At 68.5% G+C, this 15,511-nt stretch carries 14 protein-coding genes; all 14 read right to left on the bottom strand.

The window, feature by feature from the left end:
* Positions 1-16: 16 nt before the first annotated feature.
* Entirely contained in the window at positions 17-775 is a 759-nt protein-coding gene (locus IPG72_15440; protein MBK6770370.1) for a 1-acyl-sn-glycerol-3-phosphate acyltransferase, read from the bottom strand.
* Positions 772-1,650: a DUF1461 domain-containing protein gene (locus IPG72_15435; GenBank protein ID MBK6770369.1), complete on the bottom strand. Its 879-nt coding sequence runs from the start codon at positions 1,648-1,650 to the stop codon at positions 772-774. Before IPG72_15435 ends, IPG72_15440 begins: the two co-directional genes overlap by 4 nt.
* Positions 1,647-2,372: a (d)CMP kinase gene (gene cmk / locus IPG72_15430; protein ID MBK6770368.1), complete on the bottom strand. Its 726-nt coding sequence runs from the start codon at positions 2,370-2,372 to the stop codon at positions 1,647-1,649. Before cmk ends, IPG72_15435 begins: the two co-directional genes overlap by 4 nt.
* Positions 2,369-3,295 carry an rRNA pseudouridine synthase gene (locus tag IPG72_15425; GenBank protein MBK6770367.1) on the bottom strand — a complete coding sequence of 309 codons (927 nt, stop codon included), beginning with the start codon at positions 3,293-3,295 and terminating at the stop codon, positions 2,369-2,371. Before IPG72_15425 ends, cmk begins: the two co-directional genes overlap by 4 nt.
* A 19-nt stretch (positions 3,296-3,314) precedes the next feature.
* Positions 3,315-4,094, bottom strand: coding sequence for an SMC-Scp complex subunit ScpB (gene scpB / locus IPG72_15420; GenBank protein ID MBK6770366.1), 780 nt, complete (start codon positions 4,092-4,094; stop codon positions 3,315-3,317).
* Between the two features lie 206 nt (positions 4,095-4,300).
* On the bottom strand, positions 4,301-5,308 hold the full coding sequence (locus tag IPG72_15415; protein MBK6770365.1) for a hypothetical protein: 1,008 nt from the start codon (positions 5,306-5,308) through the stop codon (positions 4,301-4,303).
* Positions 5,309-5,543: 235 nt separating this feature from the next.
* Positions 5,544-6,593, bottom strand: a complete 1,050-nt coding sequence (locus IPG72_15410; GenBank protein MBK6770364.1) for an ABC transporter ATP-binding protein — start codon at positions 6,591-6,593, stop codon at positions 5,544-5,546.
* A 72-nt stretch (positions 6,594-6,665) separates the two neighbouring features.
* The gene (locus IPG72_15405; protein MBK6770363.1) at positions 6,666-7,739 is read right to left on the bottom strand and encodes an ABC transporter ATP-binding protein; all 1,074 of its coding nucleotides are present in this window, start codon (positions 7,737-7,739) and stop codon (positions 6,666-6,668) included.
* An 86-nt stretch (positions 7,740-7,825) separates the two neighbouring features.
* Complete coding sequence (locus IPG72_15400; protein MBK6770362.1) at positions 7,826-8,875, bottom strand: ABC transporter permease; 1,050 nt, start codon at positions 8,873-8,875, stop codon at positions 7,826-7,828.
* 22 nt (positions 8,876-8,897) lie between these two features.
* Entirely contained in the window at positions 8,898-9,968 is a 1,071-nt protein-coding gene (locus IPG72_15395) for an ABC transporter permease (GenBank protein ID MBK6770361.1), read from the bottom strand.
* Positions 9,969-10,123: 155 nt separating this feature from the next.
* Positions 10,124-12,133 carry a peptide ABC transporter substrate-binding protein gene (locus IPG72_15390; GenBank protein MBK6770360.1) on the bottom strand — a complete coding sequence of 670 codons (2,010 nt, stop codon included), beginning with the start codon at positions 12,131-12,133 and terminating at the stop codon, positions 10,124-10,126.
* A 284-nt stretch (positions 12,134-12,417) separates the two neighbouring features.
* Complete coding sequence (locus tag IPG72_15385) at positions 12,418-14,262, bottom strand: peptide ABC transporter substrate-binding protein (protein ID MBK6770359.1); 1,845 nt, start codon at positions 14,260-14,262, stop codon at positions 12,418-12,420.
* Positions 14,222-14,803 carry a hypothetical protein gene (locus IPG72_15380; GenBank protein ID MBK6770358.1) on the bottom strand — a complete coding sequence of 194 codons (582 nt, stop codon included), beginning with the start codon at positions 14,801-14,803 and terminating at the stop codon, positions 14,222-14,224. The genes IPG72_15385 and IPG72_15380 overlap by 41 nt, the downstream gene beginning before the upstream one ends.
* A 4-nt stretch (positions 14,804-14,807) precedes the next feature.
* The gene (locus IPG72_15375; protein ID MBK6770357.1) at positions 14,808-15,494 is read right to left on the bottom strand and encodes an RNA polymerase sigma factor; all 687 of its coding nucleotides are present in this window, start codon (positions 15,492-15,494) and stop codon (positions 14,808-14,810) included.
* Positions 15,495-15,511: the final 17 nt, after the last annotated feature.

Below are 15,511 nucleotides of genomic sequence, written 5' to 3'. Positions count from 1 at the left end.
CCCCGCCGCCGATCAATCACCCTCGGTGAGGCCCTGCCCCGGCCGCTCGCTCCCACGCCAGCGCCGGGCTCGCGACGCCGCTCTCCACCTCGAGCTCGGCCAGGAGCGCCAACATGGCCTGGCGCGTCTCGTCCGCCATCGACTGCAGCGCGTCGCGAGAGGGTCGGGGGCCGGCGTCGGGCCAACGGAGCGGCGGGCCGATGCGCACCCATAGCCGGCCGCGGCGAGGGAAGCGGCGTCCGGGGGGCAACAGCACATGCGCACCGTGGATCGCGCACGGGATCACCGGCACATCGGCCTTCAGCGCCAACCAGACGAAGCCCGGATCAAACGGCAGCAGCCGACCGTCGCGGCTGCGCGTGCCTTCGGGGGCGATGCCGAGGACGTGGCCGCCGGCCAGGACGGCCCGCATCGACCGCAGCGCGGTCATGTCCTGCTCGTCGCGCTTCACCGGAATCCCGCCGATCCAGCGCAGCGGACGATAAGCGGCCTCACGCTTGATCCCGACGAAGCCGGGGCGGCCCAGGGCGTGACCGGCCACATAGTCGAGCGCGCTCGTGTGGTTGATCGCCAGGATTGCGCCAACGCCGGGCGGCGGCAGGTGCTCGCGGCCGGCGATGTGCGTCGTCAGGTAGTGGTCGAACAGCTGGCGCATGAACCAGAAGGCCAGCCGGTAGGCCATCGGGTGCGTCGCCGGTACGGCCGCCAGGAGTGCGCGATCGTCGGCCGCGCTCGGTGTCGATCCGGCGGTGCGGCGGGCCGACGGCGTTGTCATCGGCTTGCCCGAGGACGGCCCGCCCGAGGACGGCCTGCCACGCGGCGGACCACGAGCCCTTCGGCCAGGAGCAACCCGGCGAGCACCGCCGCCGCGCTCTGCCAGAACCAGTCCGGGAAGAGCTGAATCAGACGGCTGTCGGACGGGAACTGCCACGTGCCCGGCGGAAACAGGAGCACATGGAACGTCGTGAACAGCCCGTCCCACGCCACCGCCACGAGCACGCCGACGATGACGGTGAGCCCGACGGCCAGCTGACCGCCGTGCACGAGCGCCGCTCGCGTCCGTCGTCGACCGGTGGCGGCATCGGCGGCCAGCGCCAGCGCAAGGACGGCGAGGGCGGCGATGCCGAGCGCGAACAACCGCTCGATGATGCGGCGGACATCGGCCAGGTGGTCCAACTCGGCCTGATCGAACAGCGTACGGCCGGGCACGATGCCCGTTGCCGCGCCGGCATCCGTCGATCCGACGCGGGCCGGGGGGCGCTCCGCGAGCGCGGGCGTCGGGACGCCATCCGCCAAGGCGCGGTCGCTGACCACCGCGGAAGGGGCGTCGACGAGCATGGCCACGGCATCGCGACCGCGGCGGGCGGCAACGTAGCCGGCGGTTGCATTCGCCGCGTCGGCGACCCAGTCCGGCGGTCCGGCCAGCGGCGCGCCGGGCGGGCGCAGCGGGCCGTAGGCCAAGCGCAGGTAGAGCGGGCTGCAGACGAACGACACGTTCACCGCGACGAGGGCGACGAGGACGGCGACGGTCAGCACGGCATGCACGGGCAGCGGCCAGCGATTCAGCGACCCGGGCGTCGGCCGTGCGCTTCGCTCCACCGTGCGCCGTGGTGCCGAGGCGCCCGCCGCGTTCGCGCCCGTGCCCGTCACGAGCCGATGTCGATGTGCACCAGGATCGCCGCAACGACGCCGGCTGCATCGAGGTCGTCCGTGTGCAGGACGATCGCGTCCGGCGCGGCCACGAGTGGGGCGTTGGCCCGTCCGCGGTCGCGGGCGTCGCGGGCGACCGTGCTGGCCAGCTCATCGGACCAGTCCGCGGCCTCGCCGCGACGCAGACGCTCGCGGTATCGCCGCCGCGCACGCTCGATCGGCGAAGCCTCGAGGAAGATCTTGAGTCCGGCGTGGGGCAGCACGACGGTGCCGATGTCCCGGCCGACCATGACGACGGCGGTCCCGTCCGCCACCGCCCGCTGTGCGTCGAGCAGTGCGGCGCGCACCGCGGTGTGCTGGCTGACGGACGAGATCTGCGCGTCGACGGCCGGAGCGCGCAACCGGTCGGTGATGTCGCGTCCGCCGGCGGTGACGCGGTAGCCGTCCGGCGTGTCGGCAGAAGGCTGAACGACGATCGGGTGCGCTGTCGCCAGCTGTGCCAGCGCCGGGCCGTCCGTGACCGGCACTTCGTTTTCCAACGCCAACCACGTCAGGGCGCGGTAGATCGCCCCGGTGTCGAAGTAGAGATAGCCAAGCCGAACGGCCAACGCCCGCCCGACGGTGCTCTTGCCGACAGCCGCCGGACCGTCGATCGCGATCGCCCGGGGCCAAGTCGCCCGAAGACGAGCGGCGGGCGCCGGCGGTGAATCGGGCGCGCTCATGGGCGGGCGGGGCGGGGGCGCTTCGGATCTCCGCCCTGGCGACTCCGCGATTTGCCTGCCGGACCGGTCGGTGGCCCCGACTCCTGCCCAAACCTCGATCGGCCCGCCGGCTTGCCGCGGGTACCACCAGCCGCCGCGCGTGGCGGGCGCTTGTTGGTTGCACGAAGCGCGGTGTTGCGCGGGTTGCCGGTGCGCGGCGGCGCGGCGACGCCGGCCAGTTGGCGCAGATCCGCCAACTCGCGGCCGGCGAGCGGCCTGGCGTGGCCGCTGGGCAAGCGACCGAGTTTCACCGGCCCAAAGGCGACCCGCTTGAGGTGGACCACGGGATAGCCGACGTGTTCGAGCATCCGTCGGATCTGGCGCTTGCGGCCCTCGCGCAGCGTGATCGAGAGCCACGTGCCGTCGCCGGTCGTCTTCAGCTGCCGCACCTCGGCCGGCAGCGTCGGTCCGTCGTCCAACGTGATGCCGCCGCGCAACATGTTCAGCACGTCCTCGCTGGGATAGCCGGAAACGAGGACCTCGTAGACCTTGGTGTGCGCGAAGCGCGGATGCATCAGGCGGTGCGCCAGCGCGCCGTCGTTCGTGAACAGGAGCAGGCCGGACGAGGCGACGTCCAAGCGGCCGACCGGGTAGACCCGTGCGCGCGTCGGCACGAGATCGCGCGCCTGGGGCCGCCCTTCCGGGTCCTTGAGGGTGGTGACGACGCCGGGCGGCTTGTGGACGGCCCAGAACTCGAATGGCTCGGCCGTCAACTCAGCGCCGTCCACCACGATCGTGTCCGTGTGCGGGTCGGCGGTCGCACCAAGCACCGCTACGACCTCGCCGTTCACCTGGACGCGGCCTGCTGCGATCAGCTCTTCCGCCCGACGGCGCGAGCACAGCCCGGCCGCGGCGATGACCTTCTGCAAACGCTCCCGCGCCACGCCGCTAGGTGCTCAGCCGCTACAAGCGGACGTCGACCGGCGCATCGCCGTTCGCATGGTCGGTTTCGCTGTCGGGTTCACGATCCGTTTCACTGCCGGTCTCGCGGTCCGCCGCGGCATATGCCTCGATGGGCGGCAGGTCCGACACGCACGTCAGCCCGAAATAGGCCAGGAAATGGAGCGTCGTGCCGTATTCGACGGGGTTCCCGACGGTCGCCCGCCGCCCAAGCGGTTCGATCAGCTCGCGAGAGAGCAGGGTTCGAAGCACGCCCTCGGAGCTGACGCCACGCAGCGACTCGATCTCCGGCCGGGTAAGAGGTTGGCGGTAGGCGATGATCGAAAGGGTCTCGAGCGCCGGGCGGGAAAGGCGTCCGTCCTGCGTCAACCCAAGGATGCGCTGTACCACGGGGGCCGCCTCTGGGGCGGACACCATCTGGACAGTGCCGTTGCGCCGGAGCAGCCGGACCCCGCGCCCCACCAGCGTGGCCGACAGCTCGCCCAAGGAGCGCTCGACCATCGGCCTCGGCACTTCGAGCACCTTCGCCATCTCGGAAACAGCAACGGGCCGGTCGGTGACGAAGAGGATCGCCTCGATCAGCGCGGCCAAGTCCAGCCCGGTGGTCTGCGTGCTGGCGCCGAGCGCGCCTGCTGCCAGCTGAACGGCATCACCATCCGTTGGCCGTCCGCGCTGCGGCTCGACGTATGTCGGCGTGACGGTGTCGCTCGTGCCGTGGGCCGACGCCGGCCCCGATCCGTTCCGGCTGGTCCGTGCGCGGCGCTCGATCGGTTCGCTGGCCATAACGACTGCTGGACCCCCAGCACGGTGCTGACCACAAGATGTTGTGGTGTTGGAACGCGCGGGCGCCATTATAGCACCAGGCGCGCGGCCGACAAGGCGACCGACAAGGCGACCGACAAGGCGACCGGCGCCGGCTGGGTGAACGAACGAAGGCCCGGTGCTGCAGCACCGGGCCTTCGCAACGGATGTCGAAACGGATCGCGATGTCAGCGGATCGAAAGCCGATGCCAGAGGCGCCGCAGCCGGCCATCCGAAGCGATCAGCGCGGCCTGTGCCTCGTTCAGGTACAGCGTGCCCGTGCGGAGGCCGATCGGCAGGTAGACCATGCGGCGACTCGGCGTGGGGGAGACCACCGGCGTTTCGGTCGGCGTCGCGCTCGGCTCGGGCGTGTCGGTCGGCGTCGGCGTGTCCGACGGAATCGGCGTGTCGGTCGGCGTCGGTGTGTCCGACGGAATCGGCGTCACGCTTGGCGTCGGCGTGTTCGAGGCGGTCGGCGATGCCGATGGCGTGAACGTCGGGGTTGCGCCGCCTGCGTAGAAGATGAAGATCCGCGGTCCATTGCCCGCCGGCGGCGGCAGTTGTCCGTCCCGGGTGGCGAAGAAGAAGCGATGGTCATCCAGGTTGTCGTTCCGCGTCGGACCGATGATCAACCCGTTGTTGTCGATCTCGCCGTCCAGCCATCCCTGGACGCTCTCGAGCAGACCATCATTCGCTGGGACGTCCGGCTTGGCGATGATGCGCTTGAACTCGCCGCCCTCGGCACACTCGCCAAGGTCCGTGGTCCATTGCGGTGCGGACTTCTTCGGCACGATGCCGGCATACCGGAGCGTGTTCTCGTCCCAACTTCGATTCGCGTTGGCGAACAGAAGCTCGGTGACCTTCCGCGCGGGGGCGTTCTGACCCACATACCTGTTGCAGAAGAGCTCGAGCTGGACCTCGCACAGCTGCGCGTCCGGCGGAATCCCGGCCGGCATAGCAAATTGCACGAAGGCAAAGTGCTCGATGTTGGTCTGCAACCCGGCGACCATCTCGCCCTGCTTGCCGACGCCTTCCACGTTGGTGACGACGAACGTGTCCTGACTGGCAGGGGCGATGGCACGCAGCGGGTTCGCGCACGTGATCTGCCGCGGTGCAGCGGTTGCACCGGAAGCACCGAACAGCGGGGCGAGACAAGCCAGCCCGGCGGTGGCGAGCAGCGGGAACAGGCGCTTCAAGTTTTCCTCCTCGACAAGGCAGGGCCAAGTAAGCGGGATTCCGGCGCATCAATCCGAGTTGCGACCGCGCCTGGGGAGCGTGCGAGGTGCGGTCAGCGGCCCTGCGGGCCGTCCACAATACACCGATTCCCCGACACCGTCAAGCAGTCATGGTCAGAGAAACGTCAGCTTTGTCCCGATCACGTGGCCGGATCACCGCCGGGGAGCCCGTCCGCAGCGCGTCGCTGGCGACGCGCTAGCCTTCGATCTTGGGCTCGACCTGATCGCACTGCACCCAGTGCTCGGTGCCGGCCGAACCGACGTCGCGCCAAGCCGGCTCGACGTGCTTGCAGCGCTCGACCGCGACCGGGCAGCGCGGGTGGAAGCGGCAGCCGGAAGGCGGGTTGAGCGGGCTTGGAACATCGCCTTGCAGAATGATCCGCTCGCGCTTCAGCGTTGGGTCGGGCACGGGAACGGCGCTGATGAGGGCCTTGGTGTACGGGTGCAGCGGGTTCACGAACAGCTCGCGTCGATCGGTCAGCTCGACCATGCGACCGAGGTACATCACGCCGACGCGGTTGGAGATGTGCTCGACGACGCTCAGGTTGTGGGCGATGAAGAGGTAGGTGAGGCCGTATTCCTTCTGCAGATCGTTCAACAGGTTGAGGACCTGCGACTGGATCGACACGTCGAGGGCCGAAACGGGCTCGTCGCACACGATGAGCTTGGGCCGCAGCGCCAGCGCTCGAGCGATGCCGATGCGCTGCCGCTGGCCGCCCGAGAACTCATGCGGATAGCGGCGGCTGTGCTCGGGGTGCAGGCCGACCTCGTCGAGCACCTGCCGCACCCGTTGGTCGGCTGCGGCACCGGTGATCCCGTGGACGTGCAGGCCCTCGCCGATGCTCTGGCCGATGGGCATGCGCGGGTCAAGGCTCGAGAACGGATCCTGGAAGATGATCTGCATGTCCTTGCGGAGGAGCTTCATGTCCCGCCGCTTCGTCGCAAAGACGTCCTGCCCCCGAAAGATGACCTTGCCCGCCGTCGGCTCGACGAGGCGCAGGATCGTCCGCCCGACGGTGGTCTTGCCGCAGCCCGACTCACCGACCAAGCCGAACGTCTCGCCCTCGCGGATGTCGAACGAAACGCCGTCGACGGCCTTGACCCAGGCAGCGACCCGCTGCAACACGCCGCTGCGCACGGGAAAGTGCTTGACCAGGTTCTCGACCTGCAGAATCGACGGGTCGGCGCCGTTGGCGTGCAATGTCGGCGACGCGATCACCTGCGCGTCGGGTGCGGCGTTGTCCATGTCCTTGCTCCAGCTTGCGGTCGGGGGTTCGCGTTCGATTCGGTCAGGCGGCTGTGCGTCGTCCGGGGCCGGTCACGGCGCCCAGCGGCGCGCGGCCTCATCGGTTGACCGGCCGGTGGCGAGCGGAGCTTTGTGGTCGCTCGGCGGATGATCGTGGTACAGCCAGCATCGGACGACGTGACCCTCTTCCACGGGCAAGAGGTCAGGGTCGACGGCCGTGCAGATCGAGAGGTTGTGCTCGATGCGCGAGGCGCAGCGCCCGGCAAAGCGACAGCCGGGCGGAAGGTCGATCAGCGTCGGCACGGTTCCCGGGATGACCGCCAGCCGGTCGCGGATGTCGCCAAGGACCGGGATGGACTCCAGCAGGCCGACAGTGTACGGATGCTTGGGCGACTTGAAGATCGTGCCGACATCCGTGTACTCGACGATCTGGCCGCCGTACATGACGGCCACGTTCTCCGCCATCTCGGCCACAACGCCGAGGTCGTGGGTGATGAAGATGATCGCGGCGTTCGTGCGATCGCGCAGACCGCGCATGAGATCGAGGATCTGTGCCTGGATCGTCACGTCGAGCGCGGTCGTCGGCTCGTCCGCGATGAGCAACTCGGGCTGGGTGGCCAGGGCCATGGCGATCATCACGCGCTGCGCTTGGCCGCCCGAGATCTCGTGCGGGAACGCCTTCGCTTTGCGCGCCGCGTCCGGAATGCCGACGATCTGAAGCATCTCAATGGCCTTCACCCGCGCGTCGTCCCGCGAAAGACCCTGGTGGATCTCGTATACCTCTGCCACCTGATCGCCGATCCGGAAGACCGGGTTGAGGCTGGACAGCGGTTGCTGGAAGATCATCGATATCCGATTGCCGCGCAGATCCTGCATCTCACGGGCGGACGTCTTGAGCAGATCACGTCCGTCGAACAGGATCTCACCATCGACGACGCGGCCGGGGTGGCCGACGAGCTGCATGACGGAGAACATCGTGACGCTCTTGCCACAGCCGGACTCGCCGACGACCCCGAGCGTCTCGCCGCGGCGCACCGAAAGGTCGACGCCGTCGACGGCACGCACGACGCCCTCTTCGGTGAAGAAGTACGTCTTCAGCCCCCGGATTTCGAGCAGGGTGTCATGTGCTGTGCCGTTGCTGGTCAAGGTGGTACCTCAAGTTTGCCTGGCGACCGGTCGTTGCAGAGACGCGGCATGTGGTTGCTGTGGCCGCTGCCCGCAGGGCGGGTAGTTTACCGGATCTGTCCGCGGGGATCGAGTGCGTCGCGAAGCGCGTCGCCCATGAAGTTGAAGCTGAGGCTGGTGAGGAAGATCGCCATGCCTGGGTAGAACACCGCCCACGGCTGATCGAGGATCAGCTGCTGGGCGTTGGAGAGCATGTTGCCCCAGCTTGGGTCCGGCGGTTGAACGCCGAAGCCCAGGTAGGAGAGGGATGCCTCGCCGACGACGATCCCGCCGATGGCGAGCGTGGCCGAGACGAGGACCGGGGCGAGCGCGTTCGGGATGAGGTGCCGCAGGACGATTCGACGGTCCGATGCGCCCATTGCCCGCGCGGCCTCGGCGAACTCCTGGTTCTTGAGCGAAAGGACCATCCCCCGCACCAGGCGCGCCGAACCTGTCCAGCCGAGCGCGATGAACACGACCGCGAGCACGCCGATCGAACCGCCCGGGATCCCCCTGTCGCGCAAGATGACCTGCAGCACCATGAAGATCGGCAGCGACGGGAGGGTGATCAGGAAATCGACGCCGCGCATGATGACGCTGTCCACCCAGCCGCCGTAGTAGGCGCTGATTGCGCCGATGATCGTCCCGAGGACTTGCTGGATGAGCACGACGATCAGCGCCAGGGAGAGCGATACCCGCCCGCCCTGCATGAGCCGCGTGAGGGTGTCGCGTCCCGAGTTGTCCGTGCCAAGGATGTACAGGCGATGCTCGATCTCGTTGGCCGGATCCTTGGCGCCGACCCAACCCGTCGCGAACGCGACGATGCGGTCATCGTTCGCCCGTTCGGGAACGCCGCGATCCCATTCCAGCGTCACTGCCGTGCCTGGACCGAGCTTCTTGAGACCGCGGTAGGCGACGCCGCCGGCCTCGATCTTGTTCGCCGCGTACGGGGACACGACCGGCCCGATGAAGCACGTCAGCGCCAACAGCATCGCGATCGACAGCCCGATGACGGCGAGCTTGTGGCGTCGGAATCGACGCCAGACCACCGACAACTGCGACTCGTCTTGCGCGGCCGCCAGTTCCTCGCGTCCAAATGTCAGCTCTGCAACGGCCATGAGGATCCTCCTCGAGAGGGTACTAGCCCAGCCGGATCCGCGGGTCGACCACGGTGTACAAGATGTCCGAGAGCAGCGTCGCGATCACCGTCAACACGGCCGAGATGAGCAGGTAGCCTTGGACGACCGGCCAATCGAACTGGCTCAGGCCTTCGAAGTACATGAGGCCCATGCCGGGGATCGAGAAGATCTGCTCCAACAGGATCGTCCCGCCGAACAGGAACGGCAGCTCGAAGGTCACGATGGTCACCAGCGGGATGAGCGCGTTGCGAAGGGCGTGCTTGATGACGACGAACCGCTCACCAAGGCCCTTCGCGCGCGCGGTGCGGACGTAGTCCTGCTGCAGGACCTCGAGCATGCTGGAGCGCATGAAGCGGGTCCATCCGGCCATCTGCAGGAGGCCGAGCACGACCACCGGGATCATCAGGTGCAGGGCGACGTCCGCCAACGAGCCCTGCGTGACCCCGAGGGTGTGCGTCAACGTTCCCGGTCTTGGGGCGCGTAGCGAAGCCCAGCCCTTCGTGGGCAGCTGTGGCAACCCCCAGTCCTGGAACTTGATCCCGAAGAGCACAATGGCCATGAGCGCGAACCAGAACCCGGGGATCGCGGTGCCGATGAACGTGAACAGGGTCACGGCGTAGTCCGCTTTGGAGTACTGGCGCACCGCCGAGAAGATGCCGATCGGGATGGCGATGACGATCGCCAGGATGGCCGACAAGCCGGTGATGACGACCGTCTTCTTGATTCGGTCCCCCATCATTTCGAGGACGGGGCGGCGCTCTTTGAACGACATCCCGAAGTCGCCCCGGATGATGCCGCGCCCATCGCCTGCCCATGCCTCGTCGAGTACGCCCATCCAATCATCGCCGGTGGCCCACGCGATGAAGCGAATTGCCGGCGGCTTGTCGAGGCCGAGCATGGCGTTCATGCGCTCGATCTGCTCGGGCGTCACGCGCGTCTTCGCGTCGGCATTCTGCATCAGCCCGTCGAACGGGCCGCCCGGCACCATGTTGAGCAGCGTGTAGATCGCCATCGAAGAGATGATGAGCACGATGACCATTTGGATCAGGCGGCGGATCAGGTAGGCGCTCATGGGTTCCCTTTCCCCTTGGCAACGCCCGGCAGACACCGGGAAGTGTCCGGTCGCCGGGAGCACGCTGGGCCGGCACCTGGCGTGGCGCCGGCCCAGCGTGGCTCATCTTTACATCCAGCGAACCTGGTCGCGGTCAGAGCGACCGCCGAGCAGGATTACGGCGCGGCTGCGAAGCCCCAGGTCTCGATGTTCCAGGTCTCGCTGCTGACCGTGGCGTTCGGCATGAAGTTCATGACCTCCGGCTTGGTGGCCATGACCTTCACCCGGGCGAACAGCGGCAGGACCGGCAGCTCGTCGCTGAAGATCTTCTGCGCCTCGTGGTACATCGGCAACGCCTCGTCACGTTCGAGGGTGTTGTCCGCCTTCTTCGAGACCTGGTCGTAAGTGGGGTTGCAGTAGCCGGGGTTGTTCTGGCCGGCCCAGTTGTTCTCCGGCGACGGGATCTGGTCGCACCAGTAGAGCCCGACGCTCGGCGAGACACCGGACACCCACGCGAACTCGCCGAGGTCGTAGCGGCGACCGGTGAGCGGGCCCTCTTCGTTCTTGGCGAAGAGCGTGTCGGCCGGCAGGTACTCCAGGCTGACCTTGACGCCGATGTCGGTCATGTTCTGCTGGAAGAGCAGCGTCGTCTCTTCGCGCATCACGTTGCCCTTCGTCGTGTTCAGCTTGAGCTCGAGCGGGGTGCCGGCCTTGATGACCTTGTCCGTCGTCGCCCCGTCCACGCCGGTGACGACCGAGCACGTGATGTCCTGCGCGGCCGTACGCGTGCCGTCGCCGTCCGGATCGGTGAACCCGGCCGCCTCGAGCATCTCGATCGCCTTCTCCGAGTCGTACGGGTATGACGTCAGCATGCCCTCGGGCGGATAGGCCCAGTGCTCAGCCGGCATGATCGTGTCGGCGACCGTCGTCTTGCCCTTCTGGATCTCGTCGGCCATCGTCGCGCGGTCCGTGCCGTAGGCGATCGCCAGGCGGACGTCCTTGCACGCGCCGAAGGCGGGGCGATCGTCCAGCGGCTGCAGGTTGAAGTCGATGTGCTCCCAGACCGTGCCGGGCACGTAGTACGGCGTCGCCTCGCCACCCGTATTGGCGGCCTCGAGGTCATCGAACATCGTGATGTCGAGACCGTCCTGCGTCGCGACGTCGATGTCGCCGGTGCGCAGCGCGGCGAGGAGCGCGTTGGAGTCCTTGATGAACTTGTGGATGACGGTGTCGAGGATCGGCAGGCCCTCGGCCGCGCGCCAGTAGTTCGGGTTCCGCGTGAGCTTGATGTAGTCGCCGTCCGACCACTCCTCGATCATGAACGGACCGTACGACCACGGCTTGCGGTTGAACTCGTTGTCCTCGAGGATCTCCTTGGCGGTCATCTCGGACATCGCCTTGCCACCGGCGCCGGGCTGGTGGCGCGGGAGGGGCGTGTAGACGTTCGTGAAGTAGTCCTGCGGGGTGTAGCCGGGGAGGCTGACCCACTCGACGGTGTGATCGTCGATCGCCTTGTAGCTCACGGTGCGGTCGCACAGGAACTTGCTCGTCGGCGAGTCGATGTCGCACGCCAGCGTCTTGCTCCAGACCGAGTCCTCAGCAGTCACGGGCGTCCCGTCCTGCCACATCAAGCCGTCGACGAAGGTCCACCGGACGGTCAGCTGGCCAAGGTCGGCCACCGTGGCCGTGGCCGTCGTGACCTCCTGGGTCGTCGCGTCGACGTACTTGCCGCCGGCATCGACGCTGACCATCGCCAGCGATGCCGAGCCGTCGTTGTTCTCGATCTTCGGCAGCGCCTTGACGGTCACGGCCTGGTAGTCGTACGACAGCCCCTCGATCGGGCCGTCGTAGAGCGAGTTGAGGACGTGCGTCGAGGCCAGCATCGTGGCGCCGTGGGTGTAGAGCACGTCCGGTTCCTGCGCCTGGCCGATGACGAGCGTGCCGTCCGCGCCCTTCGTCGCCGTCTTGTCGTAGGCCATCACGTCGGCGCCGGTCTCGGCGTCCGCCGCGGCGGGCTCCGTCATCGCCGCGGTGTCGACCGCAGCCGTTTCCGTGACGGCCGCAGATTCATCGCCCTCCGGGGCTTCACCGCTCTGGTCGCCCGGCGGCGTGCAGGCGACGAGCAGTCCCGTCATCGCCATGCCGAGTGCTAGGGCAAGCCGCTTGCTTGCAAATGGGGTCTTCACGTTGCGTTCTCCTCCTGGTCTTACCGACTAAGTCGGTGGGTGACGGGACGGGGGAAAGGGTGCCGTCCGCTGGCCCACACCGAACGCTCGAGGGCACACAGCCCGGTCCGAAGGTACGATCCACCGGAGGGCAAGGTGCCCCCGGAGCGCGCGGCCATTGTAACATGGTGCGCCGGACCGTCAACCGGGTTGTGAACTGCCGAGTGGGTGGTGCGGCCGGTGGGCCCTGCTCCGTCCTCGTCGACACGAATCGCTAGGATCAACGTTCGCACCGCGACGTCGGTTCATTGACCCTTGGGTTCGGAGGCGAACCAGACCTGCCCCAGCCGTTGGACGACGATCGGCGGCACCGTGAAGCCGCGCACGTTGGGCGCCACCAACCACGTCTCGATGCCCGACACGAGGGGCAGCCACGGTGCGTCGGCCAGGATCTGGCTCTCCGCCTTCGCGTACAGGGCCAGCCGCGCGTCGGCGTCGAGTTCTGTGCGGGCTGCCACCAGCCACGCATCGACCTCGGGGTTCGCGTAGCGGGTCGCGTTCAGGGCGCTGCTGCTGTGGAACAGGACGTCGAGGAAGTTCTGTGGGTCCGGATAGTCCGCCACCCAGCCCAGCGGCCAAGCCTGGTAGGCGCCGCGGTCGATGTCGGCCTGAAAGGTGTCCCACGGCGCCTGTTCGATCGTCACCTCGGCGCCGAGCACGTCGCGCCATGCCTCGACGACGGCCAGCGTCGAAGGGCTGTTGCCGCCCCCGCCGCTGGCCACGATCGTGATCGGCGGCAACGCCCCGGCGTAGCGTGATGCGGCGAGCTCGGCTCGGGCGAGCGCGGGTCCGTCCGGCGGATCGTGGCTGAGCGGGCTGCGCGCCGCGTCGAACCCGGGCATGCCGGGCGGCAGGATCGTGTCGACCGGGCGGACGGCGCCGCGCAGGACCAACGATGCCAGGCGTGGCTTGTCCACCGCCAAGCTGAACGCGCGGCGGACGTGGACGTCGTCGAACGGCGCCATGCGCGTGTTGAACCCGATGTAGCTGACACCGAGATCGCCCGGTCCTTGAACGACGAGGTGTGACAGCGGGTTCAGCGGATCCTGGACGCGCGCCAGATCGGACGCTCCCACCGGCGACGCATCGAGCTCGCCGTTCTCGAAGCGCGTGACCGGGTCCAGCGGGCGGAGGTCGTATTCGACGGCATCGAGCAGGGCGCGGGCGCCGTGGTAGCCGGCGTGTCGCTCGAGACGGATGCGCGTCTCGGCCTCGTGGCTCGTCAGCCGGAACGGACCGGTCCCGATCGGGTGGTCCGACCAGTCCGGGTCGCTTTCGAGCTGCCGCCTGTCCAGCACGAACGACGTCGGGTACGTGAGCTTGGCCAGGAAGTCGGCCCGCGGGGTGTCGATCCGGATCGTGATGTGGGTCGGATCGTCGGCCGTCACACCCGCGAGCGTGGCCGCGCGCCCGGCCAGCTTGTCGGCGCAGCCGACGACATCGCCCAGATAGGTGGCGGCGAGGTCGGGCGCGGTGTCCGGATCGCACGCCCGCTCGAGGCTCCAGCGCACGTCCTCCGACGTCACCGCCGTGCCGTCGTGAAAGCGCGCGGGCTGCAGCGTGAACGTGAAGGCCGTGCCGTCCGGCGACACAGTCCATCGCTCGGCCAGATCGGGCACCACCTTCAGATCGTTGGACAGCGTGACGAGCCCGCTGAAGACCTCGTAGATGTACTCGGCCGAGACGACGTCGCGGGCACGATGTGGATCGAGCGTCGTCGGCGCCGCCCCGGGCAGGCGGAGCGTGCCGCCGGTTCGCGGCAGGGCCGTGCTTGGCGCAGCGGATCCCGCGGCCGACGCTTCGCTGCCCGCGGCACGGGACTGCGCGTCCTCGTCAGGCGTCCGCGTCGCGGACGGACGTGCCGCGCCTTCGAGGCGGGTGCCGCCATCGACTTCGACCGTAGGCCGAGGCGGCGCGATCCCGCAGCCGAGTACGGCCGCGCCGAGACCGAGGCCGACGATTCGGCTGGCGATCCTAGTACACCACCACGGGACACGCTCGGGGCTGCCACCAGAGCGTGGAACCCGGAGATTCTGCAGGGGTGGTGTACTAGCGAGGGACAACGACGCGCGCAGGGGGTCGGCCGGCATACGCTGGAGCGAGGACGAGCGGCGAACCGCGCGACCCATCGCGAATTCTTCGTCGAGTGACAATGTCATCCGGCCACCAGCGCGCCGCCGACATGTCGGCCGGGGCGCGGTTCTGTGGCGAGGGCTGGATGCCGGCTTCATCCTCCGGAACGCCGATCTGATGGAGGCCGGCGGTCGTCCATGTGACCGGGCCACCGTACTGACCCGACTGGCCCGACAGAACGACATCGAAGCTCAGTCCGACGACGAGCACGGCCACCGCGATGGCGCTGATCGACGCCAAGCGCCGGAAGGGGGAGATCAGATCGGCGCGCCATCGCTCGACGCGCCGGAGCCAGCCGTTCGGGGTCGCCGCGAGTCCGACGGCCAGCCCCGCGTCCGCCGGGATGCCGAGATCGCTGGCGATGCGCAGCCACACGTCGTCCGACGGCCGCGCGTTGCGCACGTCGACCAGCCCGGTGCGCACGGCGCGTCCGAGCCGATCGTCATACCACGGGTGCCGCACCGCGCCGCCACCCGCGCGCGCCGACTTCCGCTTCATGTCACTAGCCTCGTCCATCGCTGTACACCTGTTCCATCGCCCGCGAAGCCACCAGCCGAACGTCCTCGGTCAGCGCTGCGCGCAAGCGAACCCGACCGTAGTATAGCCGGGACTTGACGGTCCCCGGCGGGATCCCGAGCGTCGCCGCGATCTGTTCCACGTCCATGTCCTGCGTATAGAACAACACGACCACCAGCCGTTGATCGAACGGTAGTTTGTCTACTGCCTCGGCCACGATCCGGTTCACTTCGCGCCGCTCGGCCGCACGTTCCAGCGACGGCCCACCGATCGCGAAGCGCTCGAGGTCGGTGTCGCTGGTGACGGTCGGCTCGCGTCGTGCGGCCAGATCTCGGGCCAGGTTGACGACGATGCGGTGCAGCCATGGCCGCAGCGATGCGCCCTCGGCGAGCTGCACGCGACCGATGTGGCGGTAGGCGCGCACGAATGCGTCCTGCAGCAAGTCCTCGGCCGTGTTGGCCTGCCCGGTCATGGCGAGCGCCGTGCGGAACAGCGGCACGTGGTGGCGACGATAGAGCGTCTCGAACGCCATGCCGTCCCCACACGCCGCGCGCGCAACCAACTCAGCGTCACCGATGATGGGCTCATTCATCCCAAGCGTCACTCTAGTACAGGCTGGCGGCCGGCGCAAAGCGGCCAGTCCACCACCACTGGACACGCTCGGGGTTGCCACCGGAGTGCGGATCCCGG

The organism is Candidatus Avedoeria danica (assembly GCA_016703025.1).
In the GTDB taxonomy this organism is placed as follows: domain Bacteria; phylum Chloroflexota; class Anaerolineae; order Epilineales; family Epilineaceae; genus Avedoeria; species Avedoeria danica.
The sequence above is the reverse complement of the archived record's forward strand: the minus strand, read 5'-3'. Positions and strand labels throughout refer to the sequence as shown.

Excerpts from the sequence above, each read along its gene's own strand:
- IPG72_15440 (MBK6770370.1), bottom strand. The coding sequence starts at position 775 with ATGACAACGCCGTCGGCCCGCCGCACCGCCGGATCGACACCGAGCGCG.
- cmk (MBK6770368.1), bottom strand. The coding sequence starts at position 2,372 with ATGAGCGCGCCCGATTCACCGCCGGCGCCCGCCGCTCGTCTTCGGGCG.
- scpB (MBK6770366.1), bottom strand. The coding sequence starts at position 4,094 with ATGGCCAGCGAACCGATCGAGCGCCGCGCACGGACCAGCCGGAACGGA.
- IPG72_15410 (MBK6770364.1), bottom strand. The coding sequence starts at position 6,593 with ATGGACAACGCCGCACCCGACGCGCAGGTGATCGCGTCGCCGACATTG.
- IPG72_15400 (MBK6770362.1), bottom strand. The coding sequence starts at position 8,875 with ATGGCCGTTGCAGAGCTGACATTTGGACGCGAGGAACTGGCGGCCGCG.
- IPG72_15395 (MBK6770361.1), bottom strand. The coding sequence starts at position 9,968 with ATGAGCGCCTACCTGATCCGCCGCCTGATCCAAATGGTCATCGTGCTC.
- IPG72_15385 (MBK6770359.1), bottom strand. The coding sequence starts at position 14,262 with ATGCCGGCCGACCCCCTGCGCGCGTCGTTGTCCCTCGCTAGTACACCA.
- IPG72_15380 (MBK6770358.1), bottom strand. The coding sequence starts at position 14,803 with ATGAAGCGGAAGTCGGCGCGCGCGGGTGGCGGCGCGGTGCGGCACCCG.